18 protein-coding genes are annotated in these 16,878 nt (G+C 47.3%); 8 read left to right on the top strand and 10 right to left on the bottom strand.

Going from position 1 to position 16,878, the window contains the following annotated elements; all coding sequences use genetic code 11:
• The first annotated feature begins 56 nt into the window (after window positions 1-56).
• The 4 genes from QUA04_RS15660 (at window position 57) to QUA04_RS15645 (ending at window position 2,985) form a co-directional block, all read left to right on the top strand.
• Window positions 57-173, top strand: coding sequence for a photosystem I reaction center subunit VIII (locus tag QUA04_RS15660; RefSeq protein ID WP_293127047.1), 117 nt, complete (start codon window positions 57-59; stop codon window positions 171-173).
• A 337-nt stretch (window positions 174-510) separates the two neighbouring features.
• Entirely contained in the window at window positions 511-1,065 is a 555-nt protein-coding gene (locus QUA04_RS15655; protein WP_333258245.1) for a hypothetical protein, read from the top strand.
• Between the two features lie 137 nt (window positions 1,066-1,202).
• On the top strand, window positions 1,203-2,090 hold the full coding sequence (locus tag QUA04_RS15650; protein ID WP_333258244.1) for a hypothetical protein: 888 nt from the start codon (window positions 1,203-1,205) through the stop codon (window positions 2,088-2,090).
• 187 nt (window positions 2,091-2,277) lie between these two features.
• Entirely contained in the window at window positions 2,278-2,985 is a 708-nt protein-coding gene (locus QUA04_RS15645) for a DUF2996 domain-containing protein (protein WP_333258243.1), read from the top strand.
• Between the two features lie 159 nt (window positions 2,986-3,144).
• Here QUA04_RS15645 and QUA04_RS15640 read toward each other — a convergent pair whose 3' ends face one another.
• Together QUA04_RS15640 and QUA04_RS15635 are read right to left on the bottom strand one after the other, a co-directional pair.
• Complete coding sequence (locus QUA04_RS15640; RefSeq protein ID WP_006633214.1) at window positions 3,145-3,966, bottom strand: alpha/beta fold hydrolase; 822 nt, start codon at window positions 3,964-3,966, stop codon at window positions 3,145-3,147.
• A 106-nt stretch (window positions 3,967-4,072) separates the two neighbouring features.
• Window positions 4,073-4,798: a lysophospholipid acyltransferase family protein gene (locus QUA04_RS15635; RefSeq protein ID WP_333258242.1), complete on the bottom strand. Its 726-nt coding sequence runs from the start codon at window positions 4,796-4,798 to the stop codon at window positions 4,073-4,075.
• Window positions 4,799-5,216: 418 nt separating this feature from the next.
• On the opposite strand from QUA04_RS15635, the gene QUA04_RS15630 reads away from it, so the two are divergent.
• Window positions 5,217-5,531 carry a hypothetical protein gene (locus QUA04_RS15630; protein WP_333050135.1) on the top strand — a complete coding sequence of 105 codons (315 nt, stop codon included), beginning with the start codon at window positions 5,217-5,219 and terminating at the stop codon, window positions 5,529-5,531.
• Between the two features lie 129 nt (window positions 5,532-5,660).
• Complete coding sequence (locus QUA04_RS15625) at window positions 5,661-7,388, top strand: succinate dehydrogenase/fumarate reductase flavoprotein subunit (protein WP_333258241.1); 1,728 nt, start codon at window positions 5,661-5,663, stop codon at window positions 7,386-7,388.
• Between the two features lie 88 nt (window positions 7,389-7,476).
• Here the strand turns inward: QUA04_RS15625 and QUA04_RS15620 are convergent, their stop codons facing one another.
• From QUA04_RS15620 to QUA04_RS15600, 5 genes are all read right to left on the bottom strand, one after another.
• Window positions 7,477-7,956 (bottom strand): hypothetical protein, encoded by a 480-nt coding sequence (locus tag QUA04_RS15620; RefSeq protein ID WP_333258240.1) that lies wholly within the window; start codon window positions 7,954-7,956, stop codon window positions 7,477-7,479.
• Complete coding sequence (locus QUA04_RS15615) at window positions 7,953-8,168, bottom strand: hypothetical protein (RefSeq protein WP_333258239.1); 216 nt, start codon at window positions 8,166-8,168, stop codon at window positions 7,953-7,955. Before QUA04_RS15615 ends, QUA04_RS15620 begins: the two co-directional genes overlap by 4 nt.
• Window positions 8,168-8,545 (bottom strand): hypothetical protein, encoded by a 378-nt coding sequence (locus tag QUA04_RS15610; protein WP_333258238.1) that lies wholly within the window; start codon window positions 8,543-8,545, stop codon window positions 8,168-8,170. Before QUA04_RS15610 ends, QUA04_RS15615 begins: the two co-directional genes overlap by 1 nt.
• Before the next feature lie 91 nt (window positions 8,546-8,636).
• Window positions 8,637-9,530 (bottom strand): Uma2 family endonuclease, encoded by an 894-nt coding sequence (locus QUA04_RS15605; protein WP_333258237.1) that lies wholly within the window; start codon window positions 9,528-9,530, stop codon window positions 8,637-8,639.
• Between the two features lie 255 nt (window positions 9,531-9,785).
• On the bottom strand, window positions 9,786-10,718 hold the full coding sequence (locus tag QUA04_RS15600) for a tetratricopeptide repeat protein (RefSeq protein WP_333258236.1): 933 nt from the start codon (window positions 10,716-10,718) through the stop codon (window positions 9,786-9,788).
• Between the two features lie 581 nt (window positions 10,719-11,299).
• Between QUA04_RS15600 and QUA04_RS15595 the strand changes: the two genes are divergently transcribed.
• Window positions 11,300-12,541, top strand: coding sequence for a hypothetical protein (locus QUA04_RS15595; RefSeq protein ID WP_333258235.1), 1,242 nt, complete (start codon window positions 11,300-11,302; stop codon window positions 12,539-12,541).
• A gap of 92 nt (window positions 12,542-12,633) precedes the next feature.
• Here QUA04_RS15595 and QUA04_RS15590 read toward each other — a convergent pair whose 3' ends face one another.
• Complete coding sequence (locus QUA04_RS15590) at window positions 12,634-13,809, bottom strand: homocysteine biosynthesis protein (protein WP_333258234.1); 1,176 nt, start codon at window positions 13,807-13,809, stop codon at window positions 12,634-12,636.
• Window positions 13,810-14,008: 199 nt separating this feature from the next.
• Between QUA04_RS15590 and QUA04_RS15585 the strand changes: the two genes are divergently transcribed.
• Window positions 14,009-14,659, top strand: a complete 651-nt coding sequence (locus QUA04_RS15585) for a Uma2 family endonuclease (RefSeq protein WP_333258233.1) — start codon at window positions 14,009-14,011, stop codon at window positions 14,657-14,659.
• A gap of 97 nt (window positions 14,660-14,756) precedes the next feature.
• Here the strand turns inward: QUA04_RS15585 and QUA04_RS15580 are convergent, their stop codons facing one another.
• Window positions 14,757-15,932 carry an AI-2E family transporter gene (locus tag QUA04_RS15580; RefSeq protein WP_333258232.1) on the bottom strand — a complete coding sequence of 392 codons (1,176 nt, stop codon included), beginning with the start codon at window positions 15,930-15,932 and terminating at the stop codon, window positions 14,757-14,759.
• 186 nt (window positions 15,933-16,118) lie between these two features.
• On the bottom strand, window positions 16,119-16,736 hold the full coding sequence (locus tag QUA04_RS15575; RefSeq protein WP_333258265.1) for a Uma2 family endonuclease: 618 nt from the start codon (window positions 16,734-16,736) through the stop codon (window positions 16,119-16,121).
• Window positions 16,737-16,878 lie beyond the last annotated feature (142 nt).

The following is a 16,878-nucleotide window of genomic DNA, read 5'->3' as shown; positions in this document are numbered from 1 at the left end:
CTCCACTCTCACATATCCCTGTTGGAACACACTAACTTTAGTTTGGAGAATTTGATATGACAGGTTCCTACGCTGCTTCTTTCTTGCCTTGGATTTTGATTCCCCTAATTACCTGGCTGATGCCGGTTGTGGTAATGGGTTTGTTGTTTATCTACATTGAAAGCGACGCCTGATCCTTACCCCTCAAGTAAGACCTAAGTTGGAAAGCCGAAGTAAGACGATTGACGAACAATTGCTCTGAAATTTCTAGATAAACCTAGGGAAAATCAGCAAAAATTGTTTTGAGATTGGTGGCTCTCCGAAAACTTAGTTTCTTTACCCCCATCCCCAGAATTTATCTGTGGAGCAATCTTTCAGTTTTCTTCCTTCAGAATTCGTAATTGCAAAAAAATCCTCTGCCTGCAGGCAGAGGATTTTTTTGCAAAGAAGACAAATCATCCGATCGGGGAACACAAATTGCCAAATTCTGAGCCACAATTGTTATGGAAACCTACTAATTAGGAGAGAGCGATGCAATTTTCCCCCGCACGCCGAATTTTAGCTCCATTCCTGATCTCGGTACTGCTGTTAGTGACCGCCTGCGGTCAAACTCAAGCCCCCTCGCGCTGGGACAAAGCCCAGCAGGAAAGCACCCAAAAACCTGCTAAAGCAAAGCAGACAACTACTGATAAATCAAGTGCTAGTAATCAAAACCTGCCCAAGAAGGCAGTTGCAGGCGGTAAGTTAAATAAATACTTCCCGTCTTCTGGGGGTGGATTCGATCGCGTTTTTGCTCAAGAAAAATCCGGTTTTGCTGAAGCTAAGCTGAACAAAGGCGGTAAAAATGTCGCGGTTCTCTCGATTAACGACATCGCCGGCAACCCCAGCGCAGGTGCAAAATTTAAGCAAAGTACCAAGCAAATCAGCGGCTATCCCGCTGTTAATCAGGGTGCTAATATCACTGCTGTTTTAGTGGCAAATCGCTATCAGGTGAAAGTTCAATCCCGCAATCCCTCTTTTACCGCGAGCGATCGCGAAGCTTGGCTGTCAAAATTTAACCTCGGGGGTCTCGCCCGCCTCAAGTAGCAATCTCTTTTGTCACACTCCGCGCCCGAGTCCAGTCTGGCGCTATCAGAACTAAGTCTGCAATCATCAGACTGTCAAGTTTTGCAATCTGCCAAAAGTAATACCTTTGATTTTCGTTCCAGCATAAGGAGTTTTTTGTGAGCAAAACTGTCTTTGAATTAGTCGATACACTGCCTAAAGACAACATGACTGTCAAAGCCCTGCGAGCGCTTGACTTTGTGGTTCCCGGCGAGTGGAACAATTTAGTTGGCTTTGAAAATACCATTCGCACCGTTACTGGCGAAACTGACGAAGATCTGATTCAGCAAATTGGCGATCGCGCCATCTACCTCTACAACGATAAGTCTGAGGGCTACCAGCGCGCTCTCTGGCTCTACCAAACTATTGACAATGCCGACAAGGCTTTGGGCACTGCCGCTCTCGCTAACAAAGTTGCGGAAAATGTGCCGTTTTTGTCCATGCTGGGCAATCTCACTCCCAAGCCGGAAAAAGCTCAAACGATCGACCTTTCTCTGAAGTTAGTCACTGAGTTGCTGGCTTTTTGCCAAATCAACGGTATTCCCGGCGACAGCATCGGCGATTTTGCCGCATCCTTGGGTGACTACGGCGGCGAATCCTTGATGCGGATGGCTGCTTTAGTTTGTTTTGACGGTTTGATTCCTTTGGGCCCAGACTTTATCCTCGCCACCCAGTCTTGGATTCAAAAGCTCTCTCCTAGCGATTTGCAATCCAATCCGTCATTTAATGCGATCGGCGGCATGATTCCTGGCGGCTCTCCCGCAGGCCAACTCGGCTTTATCGGTGAAAGCTTTAACTCGGTTTCTGGCTGGATGAGCTCTTTTGTGGGCGATCGAGGTTTGACTCCCCAAAACGTACTCGGCCACTTGCAGAATTTTGTAGACATTTCTGCCGACAAGGTGGACTACGTGGGCGCATTCCTCGATATGACTACCAACTACTACGAACACACCGGTGTTCAAACTCTCGCCCGCCGTTTGATTGAACGAGCTGTCGCTGAGATTTAGAATAACCAAAGGAGTTGTGATGTTTGCGGGCGATCGCCCTTTGAGAGTGTTTTGAGTTCAAATTTTTTGGAAGGAACAATTCTCTCTCTGTTGGTTTTCGATAAAAAGTGTGCGCGATCAAGAAATTCGATCGCCCCCACCTGCACTCACAACTCTTTTTACCGATCACTTTTAAAAGGAAGCGTTAATGCCAGAAGAACCGAAAAACCCTACCGCTGGAGAATCCGAAACTCCCAGTGCTTCGATCGATCACGGCCCGAGTTCCGACGAACCCGAGACAACCGACTTACCCAGCACTGACAAGCCTCAGCCGACTGCTAAAAAACCAAAAGAACCGAAAAATCCTACCGCTGGAGAATCCGAAACTCCCAGTGCTTCGATCGATCACGCCCCGAGTTCCGACGAACCCGAGACAACCGACTTACCCAGCACTGACAAACCCCAGGCGGCTGCTAAAAAGCCCGCAGCCAAGGCCGAAGGCGACAAGCCCCCAGCTAAAGCTAAAAAGGAAAAAGCACCTGCTGTTGAAGACAAGCCCTTTGCGGAATTTATTCAACAAGATTATTTGCCCGCTTTGCAAACTGCTTTGACTAAGCAGGGCGTTAAGGATTTAGAGGTGAGTTTGACCAAGCAAAAACTCCCGGTTGCGGGCATGAGTTCCGCCGGGGATTGCTGGCAGGTCATTGGGAAATTCCAAGAAGGTCAGCGCCAATTTAACCTATATTTTCCTCAAGAAAATATTCAAAGTCAAAGGGCGTTTTCCTGCGCTGAAAATAATACCAAAACTAGCACTTTAGAGCCTTTTTTGATAGATGAGCGCAAGGTAACGCTAGACCTCATGGTGTTTGGCGTAGTCCAGCGCCTTAACGCTCAAAAATGGCTAAATCTTAATTAGTCAGTAGTCATTAGTCATTAGTTATTAGTGGCTTGTCTCCCGGCACTTACTAATGAGTGTTAGGACGGGTTAATTTGAATATAAACTTTACCCCTCCCACAATCTCTAATTTTGCCCCGACTGACTCAGAAGTGAGAAGTCATAATTAATGACTAATGACTAATGACTATTGACTAAGGACAGATTTTCTTCGGATTTTGTCAAAAAATTGCGAGCTTGCATAATCCCGTAAAGGTTAACATCGGTTTCTAACAAACAAGCATGACCGCTGTTAGCCAGCAGCACCATTTCAGCATTGGGAATTACTTTGACTAAAAGCTTCGCTTCTACTAGGGAAGGCAGCAGCCGATCGGCACCGCTAGCAATTACTAGCGTCGGCTGTTTGATGCCGCGCAACTGATTTTCGTCAACATTAAACGATCGCACTAACGCCAATCTCCACACAGACGTGTTTTGCGGTACTGCTTGCATCGCTTCTAGCAACGCGCGGCGATCGTCGCGCCCAATCTTTCCTAATGATGCTAATATCGGCAATAAACCGATTACCGACAGCGGATAAAGGTTGGCCGGCAGCCACTGAGTCAGGTACGAACCCCACTGCACCCAAGGCTGCTGTCGAAAGGAAGAAGCTGGATTAACTAAGATTAATCGATCGCACAATTGGGGAGCTTCTAACATCACTTTCATCGCTAAACACCCCCCAAATGACTCGCCGCACAGATAAACCGGCCGCTTCGGCTTTCCGGCTTGCTTTTCGGCTTCAATTAAGGCAATTGTTTCCCCAACCAGTACATCCCAACTAGGCGTATCGTCAGCAGGTAAAGTTAAGCAACGAATGTCAAAATGATTGGCTAATTTAGGAATTTGGGAGCGCAGCAGCAAACCGCCCCCGTCCATACCGGGCAAAAATACAAATAACGGGCGATCGGGTTTCGGGGGTTTGGGGGTTAGGAAACGAACCTTGTTGTTAGCATTTGCCATGATTCAAGTCAATCGATTTTAGATTTTAGATTTTAGATTTTAGATGGGAAATCTGACACCAGCCAATAGTCCACAGCCAACAGTCAACAGTCAACAGTAAACAAACTTACAAACAACGTCGTTGGAGTAATTCTGCAATTTCCCCCTGACAGTGGTCTGTGAGTTCAGCAACAACTGCTTTGGCTTTTTTGCCTCGATATTGCTGCTGTCGATCGACAGTAATCCAGTAAGGGCGACCGATTAAAACATTAACTCGCTGATAAATTATCACAGGATGCCACCCAGATCGATCGAACAGCGGTTCCGAAGGATCAAACAAACTCAACAACTTGAGCGGTACACCCGATCGTACTGAGTGTTCCTCAAAAGAACTAATCGCCACCGGCAAAACTGCCAAATCCCGCACCGGTGCCCGCAAAGCCAAATGAGCAAATCCCCGCTGAAACTTCCCCACAGTATTCGGCCCAGTAAGCTTCACCATCGGTTCTGCACCCTCTGGAAACACCCCCACCATCTCCCCGCTTTGCAGCAGCGCTGTCGCTTGAGAGAAAAAATGCTGCTGTCGGTGTTCCGGTGCTTCCAAGGGGAAAGCGCCGAAAGTCGTGACAATTTCCCTCATCACCGGAACTTGACCCATGTAATGATGACAAGCAAAGCGGATTGATCGACCCAAAGCAGCCGTCAGCAGCACAGGATCTAAGAAACTGCGGTGATTGCTCACCACCAGCACCGGACTCTCTTGGGGAATCCGGTCTTCGCGGTACATAAACATCTGTGTTCCCAAACCAGCCAGGAAACAACGCGAAATCAGCAATTTGCTCTCTGAAGACATGGGCGAAAAGACAGGTGCGACGCTATAAAGGTTGATTCCATTTCCACGCAGCTTAACATTACTTTACCAAGTCAGGGCTCCCTCAAAAAGTAGACTTTCCCCTTATGCCTTTGTTTCGTAATCCTGGAGGCACGGGCGGCAATCACCTTGGTTTTTCGCACGTTTACTTCTAGTTGGCCGGCCAAAACCCTAAAAAACCCGGTTTCTAGACCGGGCGAGTGCGATCGCGAACTGTTTGGGCCGAATTTCCCAGTCAGAAGCAAAAATTTATCAAGTGTTGTGGCAACTTATATAAAGAATGTTTAAAACAGCCCCAAAACCAAGTTGCGGCAGCTAAACTTAGAAATTTACAGTGGGCATTAACGCACTGTCAAAGTATTTTTGGACAAGTCGTAATAGCAATCTCGCGAGGCATCAAATGAATAACATCCAAAACTATCGCCTTAAATGTACCCTCACCTTTGGCGACATTTACGGTCAAATCATTGTTTGGCTGATAGTCATCTTCCTAAGTCTAGCGTCGGCACTCGCCTTGTGGAGTAGCGCCCGCCAAATCTACGCCTTGGCTACCGTCGGCTTGATTTTAGTGCTGTCTCTGCCCTTCTTGCTGTTTGCTTTCGTTACAACTCTGCTAAATAACATTGAAGTGCTTGCCGTAGAGCCCGGCACGGAAACTCAACCTTCTGCAACGGGAAATCAGTCCAATCAGCAGTCTGTCGAAAGCGCCGGCTAGTCCAATTTAAAATTTTAACTTTTGATTTTCCATTCAAATCAAAAGTTAAAAAACTTCCTGCTCTTTTGGTAGGAAGTTTTTTTTTGCGTCACCATAAGTTGAGCAGAACACTCAAAATAATTAAAAAAAATGCTAGAACACGACGTAATCATTGTAGGCGGCGGTTTAGCAGGTTGCCGCGCCGCAGTAGAAATTGCCCGGACTGACCCGAGTTTAAAGGTAGCTGTAGTTGCCAAAACTCACCCAATTCGATCGCACTCCGTCGCAGCCCAAGGTGGCATGGCCTCCAGCCTCCAAAATGTCGATCCCGAAGACAGTTGGAAAGCCCACGCCTTCGACACAGTAAAAGGTTCAGACTATTTAGCCGACCAAGACGCGGTAGAAATCCTCACCCGGGAAGCCCCCGGTGTAGTCATAGATTTAGAACACATGGGAGTCCTCTTCTCCCGCCTCCCAGACGGCAGAATTGCCCAGCGCGCTTTCGGCGGACATTCCCACCGCCGCACCTGCTACGCTGCCGACAAAACTGGTCACGCCATCCTCCACGAATTAGTCAACAATCTGCGCCGCTGCGGAGTTCACATCTATCAGGAGTGGTATGTCACGCGCCTGATTTTGGAAGAAGGCCAAGCCAAGGGGGTAGTTATGTACCGCCTGCTAGACGGTCAAATTGAGGTTGTCCGTGCTAAGGCGGTGATGTTTGCTACGGGGGGTTACGGCCGAGTTTACAATACTACGTCGAACGATTACGCCTCGACGGGAGACGGTTTGGCGATGACGGCTTTAGCTGGATTGCCGCTGGAAGATATGGAATTCGTACAGTTTCACCCGACGGGTTTGTATCCCGTGGGAGTGCTGATTTCCGAGGCTGTGCGGGGCGAAGGCGCTTATTTGATTAATTCAGAGGGCGATCGATTTATGGCCAATTATGCCCCGTCGCGCATGGAATTAGCGCCCAGAGATATCACCTCGCGGTCAATTTCCATAGAAATTCGCGCCGGCCGAGGAATTAATGTTGATGGTAGTGCCGGCGGTCCCTTTATCTACCTCGATTTGCGGCACATGGGACGCGAAAAAATCATGAGCAAAATTCCTTTTGCTTGGGAAGAAGCCCACCGTTTGTTAGGAATTGATGCCGTAAATCAGCCGATGCCCGTCCGCCCTACCGTTCACTATTCAATGGGGGGAATTCCTACTAATGTTAGCGGGCAAGTTCGCAGCAGTCCTGACAGTTTGGTAGACGGTTTCTTTGCAGCCGGCGAAGCAGCTTGCGTGTCAGTTCACGGCGCCAACCGTTTGGGCAGCAATTCGCTTTTAGAATGCGTAGTTTACGGCAAAGTTACTGGTGCAACCATAGCACAATTCGTACAAAATCGCAAGTTACCATCTGTAGACGAAAATCGTTATATCAAGGAAGCCAGCGAGCAAATTCAGGCACTTTTAGAACGTCCCGGAAAATACCGACTCAATCAAGTGCGACAGCAGTATCAAGATACTATGACTGAGTATTGTGGCGTATTTCGTAGCGCCGAATTGATGCAGGAAGGTTTAAAGAAATTGGAGGATTTAGAGCGACAATATGAGGAGGTTTACTTAGACGATAAAGGTAAGTTGTGGAATACGGAAATTGTGGAAGCTTTGGAGTTGCGGAGTTTGATAATTGTCGGGAAAATGATTTTAACTTCTGCTTTGAACCGACAGGAAAGTCGGGGAGCTCATTCCCGGGAAGATTTTACTGAGCGCGATGACGGCAATTTCTTGAAGCATACAATGGCGTATTATTCGCCTGCGGGGATTGATTTGGCTTATATGCCTGTGGCGATTACGATGTTTGAGCCGCAGGAGAGGAAGTATTGATTTGTAGGGTGTGTCAGCCCTTAATAAATTTTGTTTTTTGCATGATTACCCAATGGCTGACGCACCCTAATTACTACTGGCTGCATATTCAAACAACCATGATATACAAATATCCGTTCTGGTAAGCCTTTTTTTCACTTTTCGTAAACTTAGCTAGATAGTTGCGTACCTCAATTACCTCTCTTAATCCTGAAATTGACAAGTTGACTTCCTCAGAAAGAAAACTCTTTGAAATCTCTGAGCAACACTTCTGTAAATATTCTGTGAGTTCAGTGCAAAATTTATTGAAAACCGTATCATTTAGTTTTTGTACTTGACAGATATATGCTGTAGCAGACAAGCCTGTCAAAGCAGTAGTATCTTTAGTTTTCTCCTCACTCGATATAGTGTTATTCGCAGGCTGTTCAGTAATGCCTACTTTTTCAAATGTTTCAATAAAATGATCGAAAATTTTTACAACATCAGGAACAGATATTGAAATTGGCGTTTCGGCGAATGCTTCTCGGTTGTAGACGATAAATGAGTTGTTCTTCTGTAGTTTCAGCGAAAAATTTAGAGTATATTTCATGGGTCTTGAGGATTATTTTCTCTAGCTACTATTGTGATTTTGATACCATATAAATTAACGGCTTCGCGTGCGGTTTTCGCAGCGGAACGACAGCGAATGATAATTTCAGTTGCATCGGGAACAGCGCGAAGTTGAGCACCGACGATTTGATCCAAGATTGGACGAGTGAGGTGGCGATCCTTAAACTCAAGGGCTATTTTTTGCGAAGCCATCAGTAGTCACCGTTAACAATAATATTTCTGAGCCGAGTGGCTACATTTTTTGCTCCTCTTTCGGTGGGAGCAATAATGTGGATCACACAGTCAATTCCACCATCTTTACCGAAACGTTCGTCTATGCTATCTGGTGTAAGTAATGTGCCATACACATCGGTCAACTCAACTGTCTCAAAACCTTTTAGCCTCTCCATGATGCGTTTTAGCTCATCATGCTCAAATATATATCCCCTTTGACTGGGCGTTGGTGTCTCGAAATGCTGGAATTTATAGTCCCTTTGACTGTCCGTTAGTGTCTCGACAGGCTTAAACTGCTCTACTTTGCCGGGGGGCTCAAAAAAATTTTTGACCCACCCTACTACAAGTTGAATCATAATAGTTAGCGCTGAAAGTCCTAGACTAGAGAATTATACCACAAATCACGTGGATAGGCCGAAGGTTTTTGTATAACTCGTTGCAGCTATCTCAGTCTCCACAATCCTCCCTAACTTCCTCCACAGATAAACTTAACGCCTCCGCCACTTGTTCGGCACTCAAACCCATTCCCAACAATCGGGGAATGGCATCCCTTCTTGTCTGAGCTTCAGCTCGTCGTGCCTGTTCTGCACTGTCGGCTCGCAATCTTTCTTGTTCAGCTCTTTCCCGCTCTTGTTCCCCTCGCAATCTCTCTAATTCTGCTCTTTCATCGCCAATCAACAGCAAATTACCTTCTTCGTCCCACCAGCGCAGCCAAAGCATAGTTTGATTTTGATAACTGCCTTGCCAAAGTCCCAATTCTATGCCTAAAGATGCAATGGAAAAATGACCGCGTTGATTGAGTTCTAACAGTTGATAATACCCCTCAATCAACCGATAAACTTCTAATCGACTGCTGTTAATTTCATAGATGCCGTAATAGGGAATTCGCATCACCTGTTCGTACACCCAAAACTTGCCCGGTTTCGTTATTACCCCTTCATCAGTGCGAGATAAAGGAGTACGATCGCGCTCTTCGTCACCGTTCCCGCTGCTCGCAAATTCCAAAGCAATTAACGGTGCTATGTGTTCTCGCCACAGCACGTAGGAACGGCGAATTTGACCGTCTAAATTAGGAGGTACATTGGGAACATAAAACCAATCAGGAGCTTCTGCACCTTTTTCCGCCGGCTCGGTTTCTCGCCAGTAAATGCCACAGTCTTGACCGATCGCATATTGTCCGTCAGGATGCCGCTGCTGCAAAATCTGACCGAGCGAATCAGTTAAAATTAAACTCTGCGGATGCTCCTGAAAATTTTTCACAAAAGTACCGTCTGACTCTGGTAATTGAGTGTGGTCTGGAAAAGCAGGAGGTAGAACAACGCGGTCAGCGCTTTGGGTCATAATTCCCTCCGAGGTCTTACATAATTGGTAATTAGTAATTGGTAGTCGGTAACAGGACGCTGGGCGAGGGCTTAGAAACCCGGTTTCTTCATGTATCTGTCGTCGTTCAACCAAGATTTATCGTAGAAACCGGGTTTCTTTTCCTAACTCCTGCGTAATTAAGAAGAAAGCGAGTAGTTTTGAGTTTAAATTATTAAGTTTTTAACTTAAAACTTTTTCACTGACAACTCAAAACTCTTTCACTTAAAACTTTCCTTAAGGTTTCGGTAGCGCACCTTCTGGACTAGGAGAAGCAGCCGATTTTGGACTAGGAGAAGCAGCCGAGTCGGGACTCGCTTTCGGGGCAGGAGAAGGCGAAGGAGTGCCACTAGCTAACTGATTAATTTGGTCTTTATAGTTAGGAGGAGCTAACTCAGTAGCTCGATCGAACAGCGTTTTTGCCTCATCTGTTTTGCCCTGTTCCTTCAGCACGATCGCCTTTCCTAAAGTCGGGCGAAAATCTTTGGGATTAGCCTTAGCAGATTCGTCGTAAATTGCGATCGCCTCCTCGTAGCGCTTCTGGACAGCATAAACCTGCCCCAAAATCAACTGCACTGAAGTTACATCCACACTTTCCGGTTTAGCCAGATTAGCAGCCGGAGCAGCCTTCAGCGTATCTTGCAGCAGTCCGATCGCTGCTTCGGGCCGCTGCTGCACTAGCAGCAAATTGACCAACCCCTGCAAAGCCTTAATTTCCCCAGGCTTAGACGCTAAAATTGACCTGTAAGCTTGAGCAGCCCCTTCGCGATCGCCCGTGCGTTCCTTAGCCTGAGCCAGCAAAATCCCGTATTCAGTAGTCTCAGGATTCAGCGAAGCCAACTTTTCCAAAGGAGCGATCGCATCCTTAATGTCGCCCACTCCTTGCCCGATCAACTCCAGTCGCACCTGCAATAATCCCCGCAAAGCTGTTACGTTGTCAGGTTCCCGCTGCAAAACCAATTCGTACCCCCTAGCCTGAGCTTGCAGCAACTCTGATTGCTTCTCCCCAGACTGCGCCGTTTGAGTAGGCGTTGGAGTTGACCGACTTTGCGCTTGGCTGGCCTGGAGAATACTGTTTAAAATTGGCACAAGGGAAAATCCCAAAAAAGCGATGAGCGACAGCACCACCACGACAGTAATCAACCCACGACGCTTGTTTGCTTTTTCCATAATTCAACTATCCCAGCTTAAAATCTACTATTTTCTAAGAATTAACGCATCGCCCAGGGGCGTCTGCCACTTAACTAGATCCATGCAACCATAAAAGTTCTTAACTTCAAAGTCGGAACGGACAAAGCAGCCTTTTACTTGCAGCTAATATGGTAACAGACCCACAACTCCATGCTAGCTAAACAATTTTGGACACTCAGACCCGCAGCCCCAAGGACTGCGGTGTCTGTCCAATTTAGTCTGGTCAAGCTAAAAATTACCGAAAATATGGCGGATCAGGCCGTTAGGTAATTGGATTAAGTAAAATAGGCAAGCTGAATATCCTAAATGCTATTAGCCAGCAACTCCAGCTCAGCGCGATCGGCGATCGAGCGGTCAGCAACTGCCAAAGTCCTTGCGAGCAAGGATTTTAGCAGCCAGCGAACCGATCGGCACTCGTAGCGTTGAAAGTTGGCGTTGACGGGTCACAACCAGACCTCCGGGCGCAAGCCCCAAGTCAGGTGCTAGTAGTTTTTAAAGCAGTTTCTTCAGTTTATTCCTAATTTCCCTTAAGGGATGTGTCTCCGCTGCAAGGAGTTTTTATGAACCCCTCTCCCAACCGGTCTTCCAAATCGTCCAAATCTACTTCAACTCCCAAGGCTCAGCCCAGCGAACTGGCCGTCAATCTGCCTAAAGATACAGATTCCATCCCTGAGACACCAGACGAAAGTTCGGTGCCTTCGGCGTTGGCGGCACCTGTTGACCAAAATCAACCGGCAACACCAACAGACGCCCCAGCGTCCAAGGATAGGCTGCAACGACCACGCTACAGTTCTGCCCCCGACAAGGACAAAACAAAGCCACAAGACCAGCCCAGCAATGCTCCTGCACCCCCGCCAGCAGCGTCTTCGACACCTGTCAGCGATACTCCAGCCCTAGCAGTCGCACCGCCCGCAAACGCCGAGCCTGCCGCTAACGAAAGTCAGGCCGCTGAGGACATACCCTCCGTCATGCGCCAACATCCCATTCCCCCCCCCAGCGAACCCAGACAGTACCGAGCTGTTGGTTTGGTGCGGGGCCGCTACACGCCATCAGAAGAGCAATTCACCCGGGGTATGCTGATAGCTGCCGACGGAACTGCCATCGACGCAGTTTTGCTGGGTAGAGTCATGAGTTTAGTCAAAAATCACCTGGATCTGGAACAAGAACACCTGTGGGTGGTCTATCCCCGCACCAGGCAAGAAGACGGCAACTTGCACGCCCAGATTATGGGGGTTTGGGAGCCGGAAACGCTCAAGAAACCTCCCGAACCGTCCTCTGATGAGGAAAATCAGGAAGCAGCGGAGATTGAGGGTAGCGGGGAAGCATCGACCGCATCTTTGCCTCCCTCGGAACCTGATGTTGAAGATGGCTATTTTTCGATTAGAGGTGAGGTGATTTATCAATCCCAAGACCAAGAAAAGTATGTCATCGTCAAAATCAAGCAAGCTCCCCGCAAGAATGACGACAAGATGAAGTTTTTTAAACTCAAACTTAAGGGAGATTTAGCAACAAAAGCGATCGGGTTTTTTTGGGATTTCCACGTCAAATTGAAAGCTGACAGTCTGATGATTGAGCAGGCTAATAATATTGGTGCCCTGCCGATTAAAAAGCGGAAATTCCCGCCTGGCAGCAAGCCGCCCGGTGGCTTCAAGGGAGGAGGGAAGCGTCCGTTTACTCCTAGGCCCAGCGGTGACGGTGCTCCTGTAGGGCGTCCTACCATCAAATCAGCAGCAGCACCACCGCCTGTCCCGAAGGAACCTCTTCCTAAGCCGGTTAAGAAGCCTAAGCCGATCGAGGAATGAACCAATTTTAGATTTTAGATTTTAGATTTTAGATTTTAGATTAGTGTGTCCAAGACTAATTTACAACCGCTAAATCGCCAATCTAAAGTCCTTTATTCGAGGCGGACTTGTGCGCCCCACAAATCTTGGGGGAGAAATACTCTATCGGTGGGTAGGGGAGCAACTGGGGCCGTGAGGGTAAATTGACCCGCTTCAATTTGCTGCTTCAATTCCAATGCTACTTGCCGGGAGAGAAACATACTCGCAAGGGGGGCGGCCCGCACAGGTTTGCCCTCTATCAGGATGCGGCCAGTCTTTAATTGAGCATAGCTGACTAAACCGAAGGTCGGACGAACGCGCCGGGGGATAGAGAAATCTACCACCGGCGCTACTATTTTTTTGTCTGATACTGCACAGTTGGCGACGACTGTTTCGTTTAAGACTGGAAAGGGGATGCCGACTCCCAGCATCAGCGATGGGCCGTAGTTTTTGAAGTAGCAGCCGCGCACCCATTTCGAGTTCATCTGTTTCGCGTCACCGATGAGTGCAAGGGTGGCGGCCGGGCCGATGGGGGTGCGGTTGGGCTGGCGTTTTTGCAGCGGGAAGTGCTGGGTTCCTTCCCAGGTGATGTAGCCCGTGGCGCCTCCTAGGAAGATGCGGGTGCCGATGCCGATGATTTGGAGGTCGGGATCGTTGAGCAGGGGAGACATGGCTCCAAGGTTCGAGTAGACGGCGTTGCCGAGGTTTGGTTGCAGGGGGCCGAGGTAGGTGAACAGCGGGCGATCGCCTCCATTGACGCCAACAATAAAGTTTTGATATGCGTTGCGGGGATTGAATAAATAAAACTGGTTGATTGTATCGCGGGTAATCGTGGTTTCAAAGGAGGCGCGCGGGTAGCAGTCTGTTACTTGCCCCAAGGCTCGCAACTGCACGGGTTTGCCGGCTATTAAGTCTTCGATGACGTGTCCGCCGCCCCGTTCGCGGGATTCTTCGCCGTCTTCGGCTACTTGGGTGGCTCCCAGGTACAAGTCTACTGCCCCGAAGCCGGAGTAGGCTAAAACGCCGTCCAGCCAGCACTGGCGGATTTTTATCGGCGGATCGGTATGGCCGAGGTTGATGATTGCACCGGAGGATTCCATCGGCTCGAAGGTGCCGGTGGTAATCACATCGACTTCTTTGGCTGCTTGGGTAATGCTAGTTTCTTGAACTCTAGTTTTGAGTTCTTCTATTGTCCAGACTGTGGCTTTGCCCTGGCTGATTTTATCGTTGATTTCGTCGATCGATCGCATATATTTTAGATTTTAGATTTTGGATTTTAGATTTTGAATTGATTGATTTTGGAGTGATTTTGATTGGGGATTGATTTTGGATTGATGGAATGTCGAGCGAGCGAATGCAGTTTTGGCGATCGACCTCGGTTTGATAACACCGCAAAATGCTATAACAGATATCAGGGTTATATTATAAATAAAATAAGGAGCGAGCGCCATGACTCAAGCGATATTAAAACCAGTCACGTTTGATGAATTTATTGACTGGTATCCTGAAAATTCTGAAAACCGTTACGAACTGCACAATGGAGCTATTGTTGAGATGCCTAAAGCAACCGGAGAACATTCAGAAGTAGCCGGCTTCCTCTGCCTGAAGCTAGGGATTGAAATCGAGAGGCTAGGGTTGCCCTACTTCGTTCCCAAAGAATGCGTTGTCAAAGCTGATAATGAGCTATCTGGTTACGAACCGGATGCGATCGTTTTGGACAGGCAAGGCACGGACAGCGAACCGAGATGGAAAAAGGAATCTATCATTACAATGGGTAGTTCTGTCCGGCTAATTGTCGAAGTTGTCAGTACCAATTGGCGGGATGATTACGGCTACAAATTGGTTGACTACGAAGCTTTGGGCATTTCTGAATACTGGATTGCGGATTATTTGGGACTTGGCGGGCGACGCTATATTGGCAATCCTAAACAACCTACTTTTTCTATTTACCAGTTGATTGACGGTGAGTATCAAGTCAGTCAGTTTCGGGGTAGTGATAGGGTTGTGTCGCCCACATTTGGGCAGTTAAATTTGAGTGTTCAACAGATTTTTAGCGCCGGCAGAGATCCGGTAGAAAATGCGAGGCTTGAAGATAGTTAGTTGAGGGTGTTCTTACCACAATTTTCCTAAGTCTGTAGTAAATAATTATGTTCTATAACTGGGAATTAATGCGGAGTGAGGTCATTATGAACCTTAACTATTGATTGTCAGGATCCTCATTTTCAGCCGGAGCGGGGATGTCGGGTTTCTGTTCTGGTAAATATTTTTCTGGCAGGCTTGCGGTGACTCCTATAGAGTCTTGTTCTTCATGGATGGCATAATCGATTGCTGCTAAAGTTTTAGGGCTGGCACTCCACTGGTTTAGAATATCTTTAATTAGGGCTTCCCTAATCCAAACTTGAGCTACAACGGTGAGGGGTAGGGCTAGCAATAAGCCTAAAAATCCAAAGAAGGTAGCAAAGAATACTTGAGCTATTAACGTTACTGCTGGCAGCAGTGATACTTGCTGTGCCATGACGTAGGGGGTGAGGACGTTGCTTTCAAACTGTTGAATTAGGAAGTAAAGGATGAAGACAAAACCGGATTTTAAGGGAGAATCTAAAAGTGCGATCGTCATTGGCGGGATGACGCTCAGAGTGGGGCCTATATTGGGAATTAGGTTAAGAAACCCTGCTACTACAGCGTGAGCTAGCGGTAGGGGAACTTGCAAGACCGACAGACCGATTAAGCTCAAAAAAGCAATCACACTCATGCTAATGAGAGCGCCAATGACCCATCGGCCGAGAGCTATTTCGCATTCATCTAAGATGCCATCGACTCGTCGCCGATAAAAAGAGGGAAATAGTTGGATGAATGCTTTGCGGTAAGATAGAGGTTCGGCTAATGTCATCAAGGTCAAAACTATGACGAGCAAAAAGCTGAGAATAACGCCTAGTGTGTTGCCGACAAAGGCTCCTGCACCGCCGACGAGTTGGTTGAATAAAGGTTGCAGTTGTTGCATGATGTCGTTAACATCAAGATTGGGCAGCCGCTGACCAAATTGTCCTGAAAAGCGACCCTCAAATTGATCAATCCACTGATTTAATCTTTCTATTCCTTGAGGGGCTCTTTGGGTAAGTTGTTGAAACTGTTGGGTAAAGGGCGGTACAATTATCAGGAATAAGCCTACGAATATGAGGATTAGGAAGCTAACTGATAAGAGTACAGCGATCGATCTTTTGAGTCCGAATTTTTGCAAGTAGCGTGCTAGTCTGTTTAAGGCTGTGGCTAAAACTACGGCAGCAAAAAGCAGCAGTAGGGCCTGCCTGATTTGCCACAGGATGTAACAAGATGCGATGAGGGCTAATAAGCCCATCCACTGTCCTAGCTTCATTAGATTTTAGATTTTAGATTTTAGATTTTAGATTTTAGATTGAGGAATAGGGTATGGGGAATTGCTGCTTGGTAATTGTTCTGCAGCCCAGAAGCGATGAATCGCATCTCTATAAGATACCTTAGATGGGGGCGATCGCATCTTTAATCAGATACGCCTACTCGGACATCAGTATAAGCAGCCTCCTCAATTCCCTTTTGCGAACACCTGCTGCGCTGTCAGCTTCAATTCGGGGAAAATTGGGGACTCAATACACTCGCCCCCTCTGAACAGTTTGACTTGGTATTCCCCGTCAATTAGTTGGTAAATCGAAAAAGTGGGTTGTTTGGGGTTGCCAATAAACCGTCTGCCGCCCAATCCTAGATAGTCTATAATCCAATATTCTTGAATACCCATTGACTCATATGCCTCAAGCTTTAGGGCATAATCATCCCCCCAATTAGTGCTAGTTACCTCGACGATTAGGGGGACTGATGAGCCCATTGTGATAATTGATGATTTCTCCCATCGCGGCTCGTTTCCAATGGTTTGTTCGTTAAGTACAATAATATCTGGTTCATATCCCGATTCCTCGCGCATGGGTTTGATGACGCATTCTTTGGGGATGAAGTAGGGCAAATTGAGACGCTCAATCTCTATTCCGACTTTCAGTGCGGTAAAACCGGCCACTTTAGAATGTTTACCTGTTGCTTTTGGCTTCTCAACAATTTCTCCATTGTGCAGTTCGTAGTGGGGTTCTGAATTTTCAGGATCCCAGTCAATGAATTCATCGAATGTTCCTAATTCAGGTATGGTTTGAATCATGGTGAGTGCCTCAAGTGTGGTTTCGATTTTTGTGTTGGACCGGAATTGATAGGGGAGATTGACTTGGGAGCATCCCGGTTTTGTAAAAGTGCTATGCAGAGAGGATAATAGGTAGAGCGTCAACAGAAGCGTGAACTGCATT

Origin of the sequence: Microcoleus sp. S13_C5, from assembly GCF_036700845.1 — a bacterium.
GTDB lineage: Bacteria > Cyanobacteriota > Cyanobacteriia > Cyanobacteriales > Microcoleaceae > Microcoleus.
This window is presented reverse-complemented; position numbering and strand designations above follow the sequence as displayed.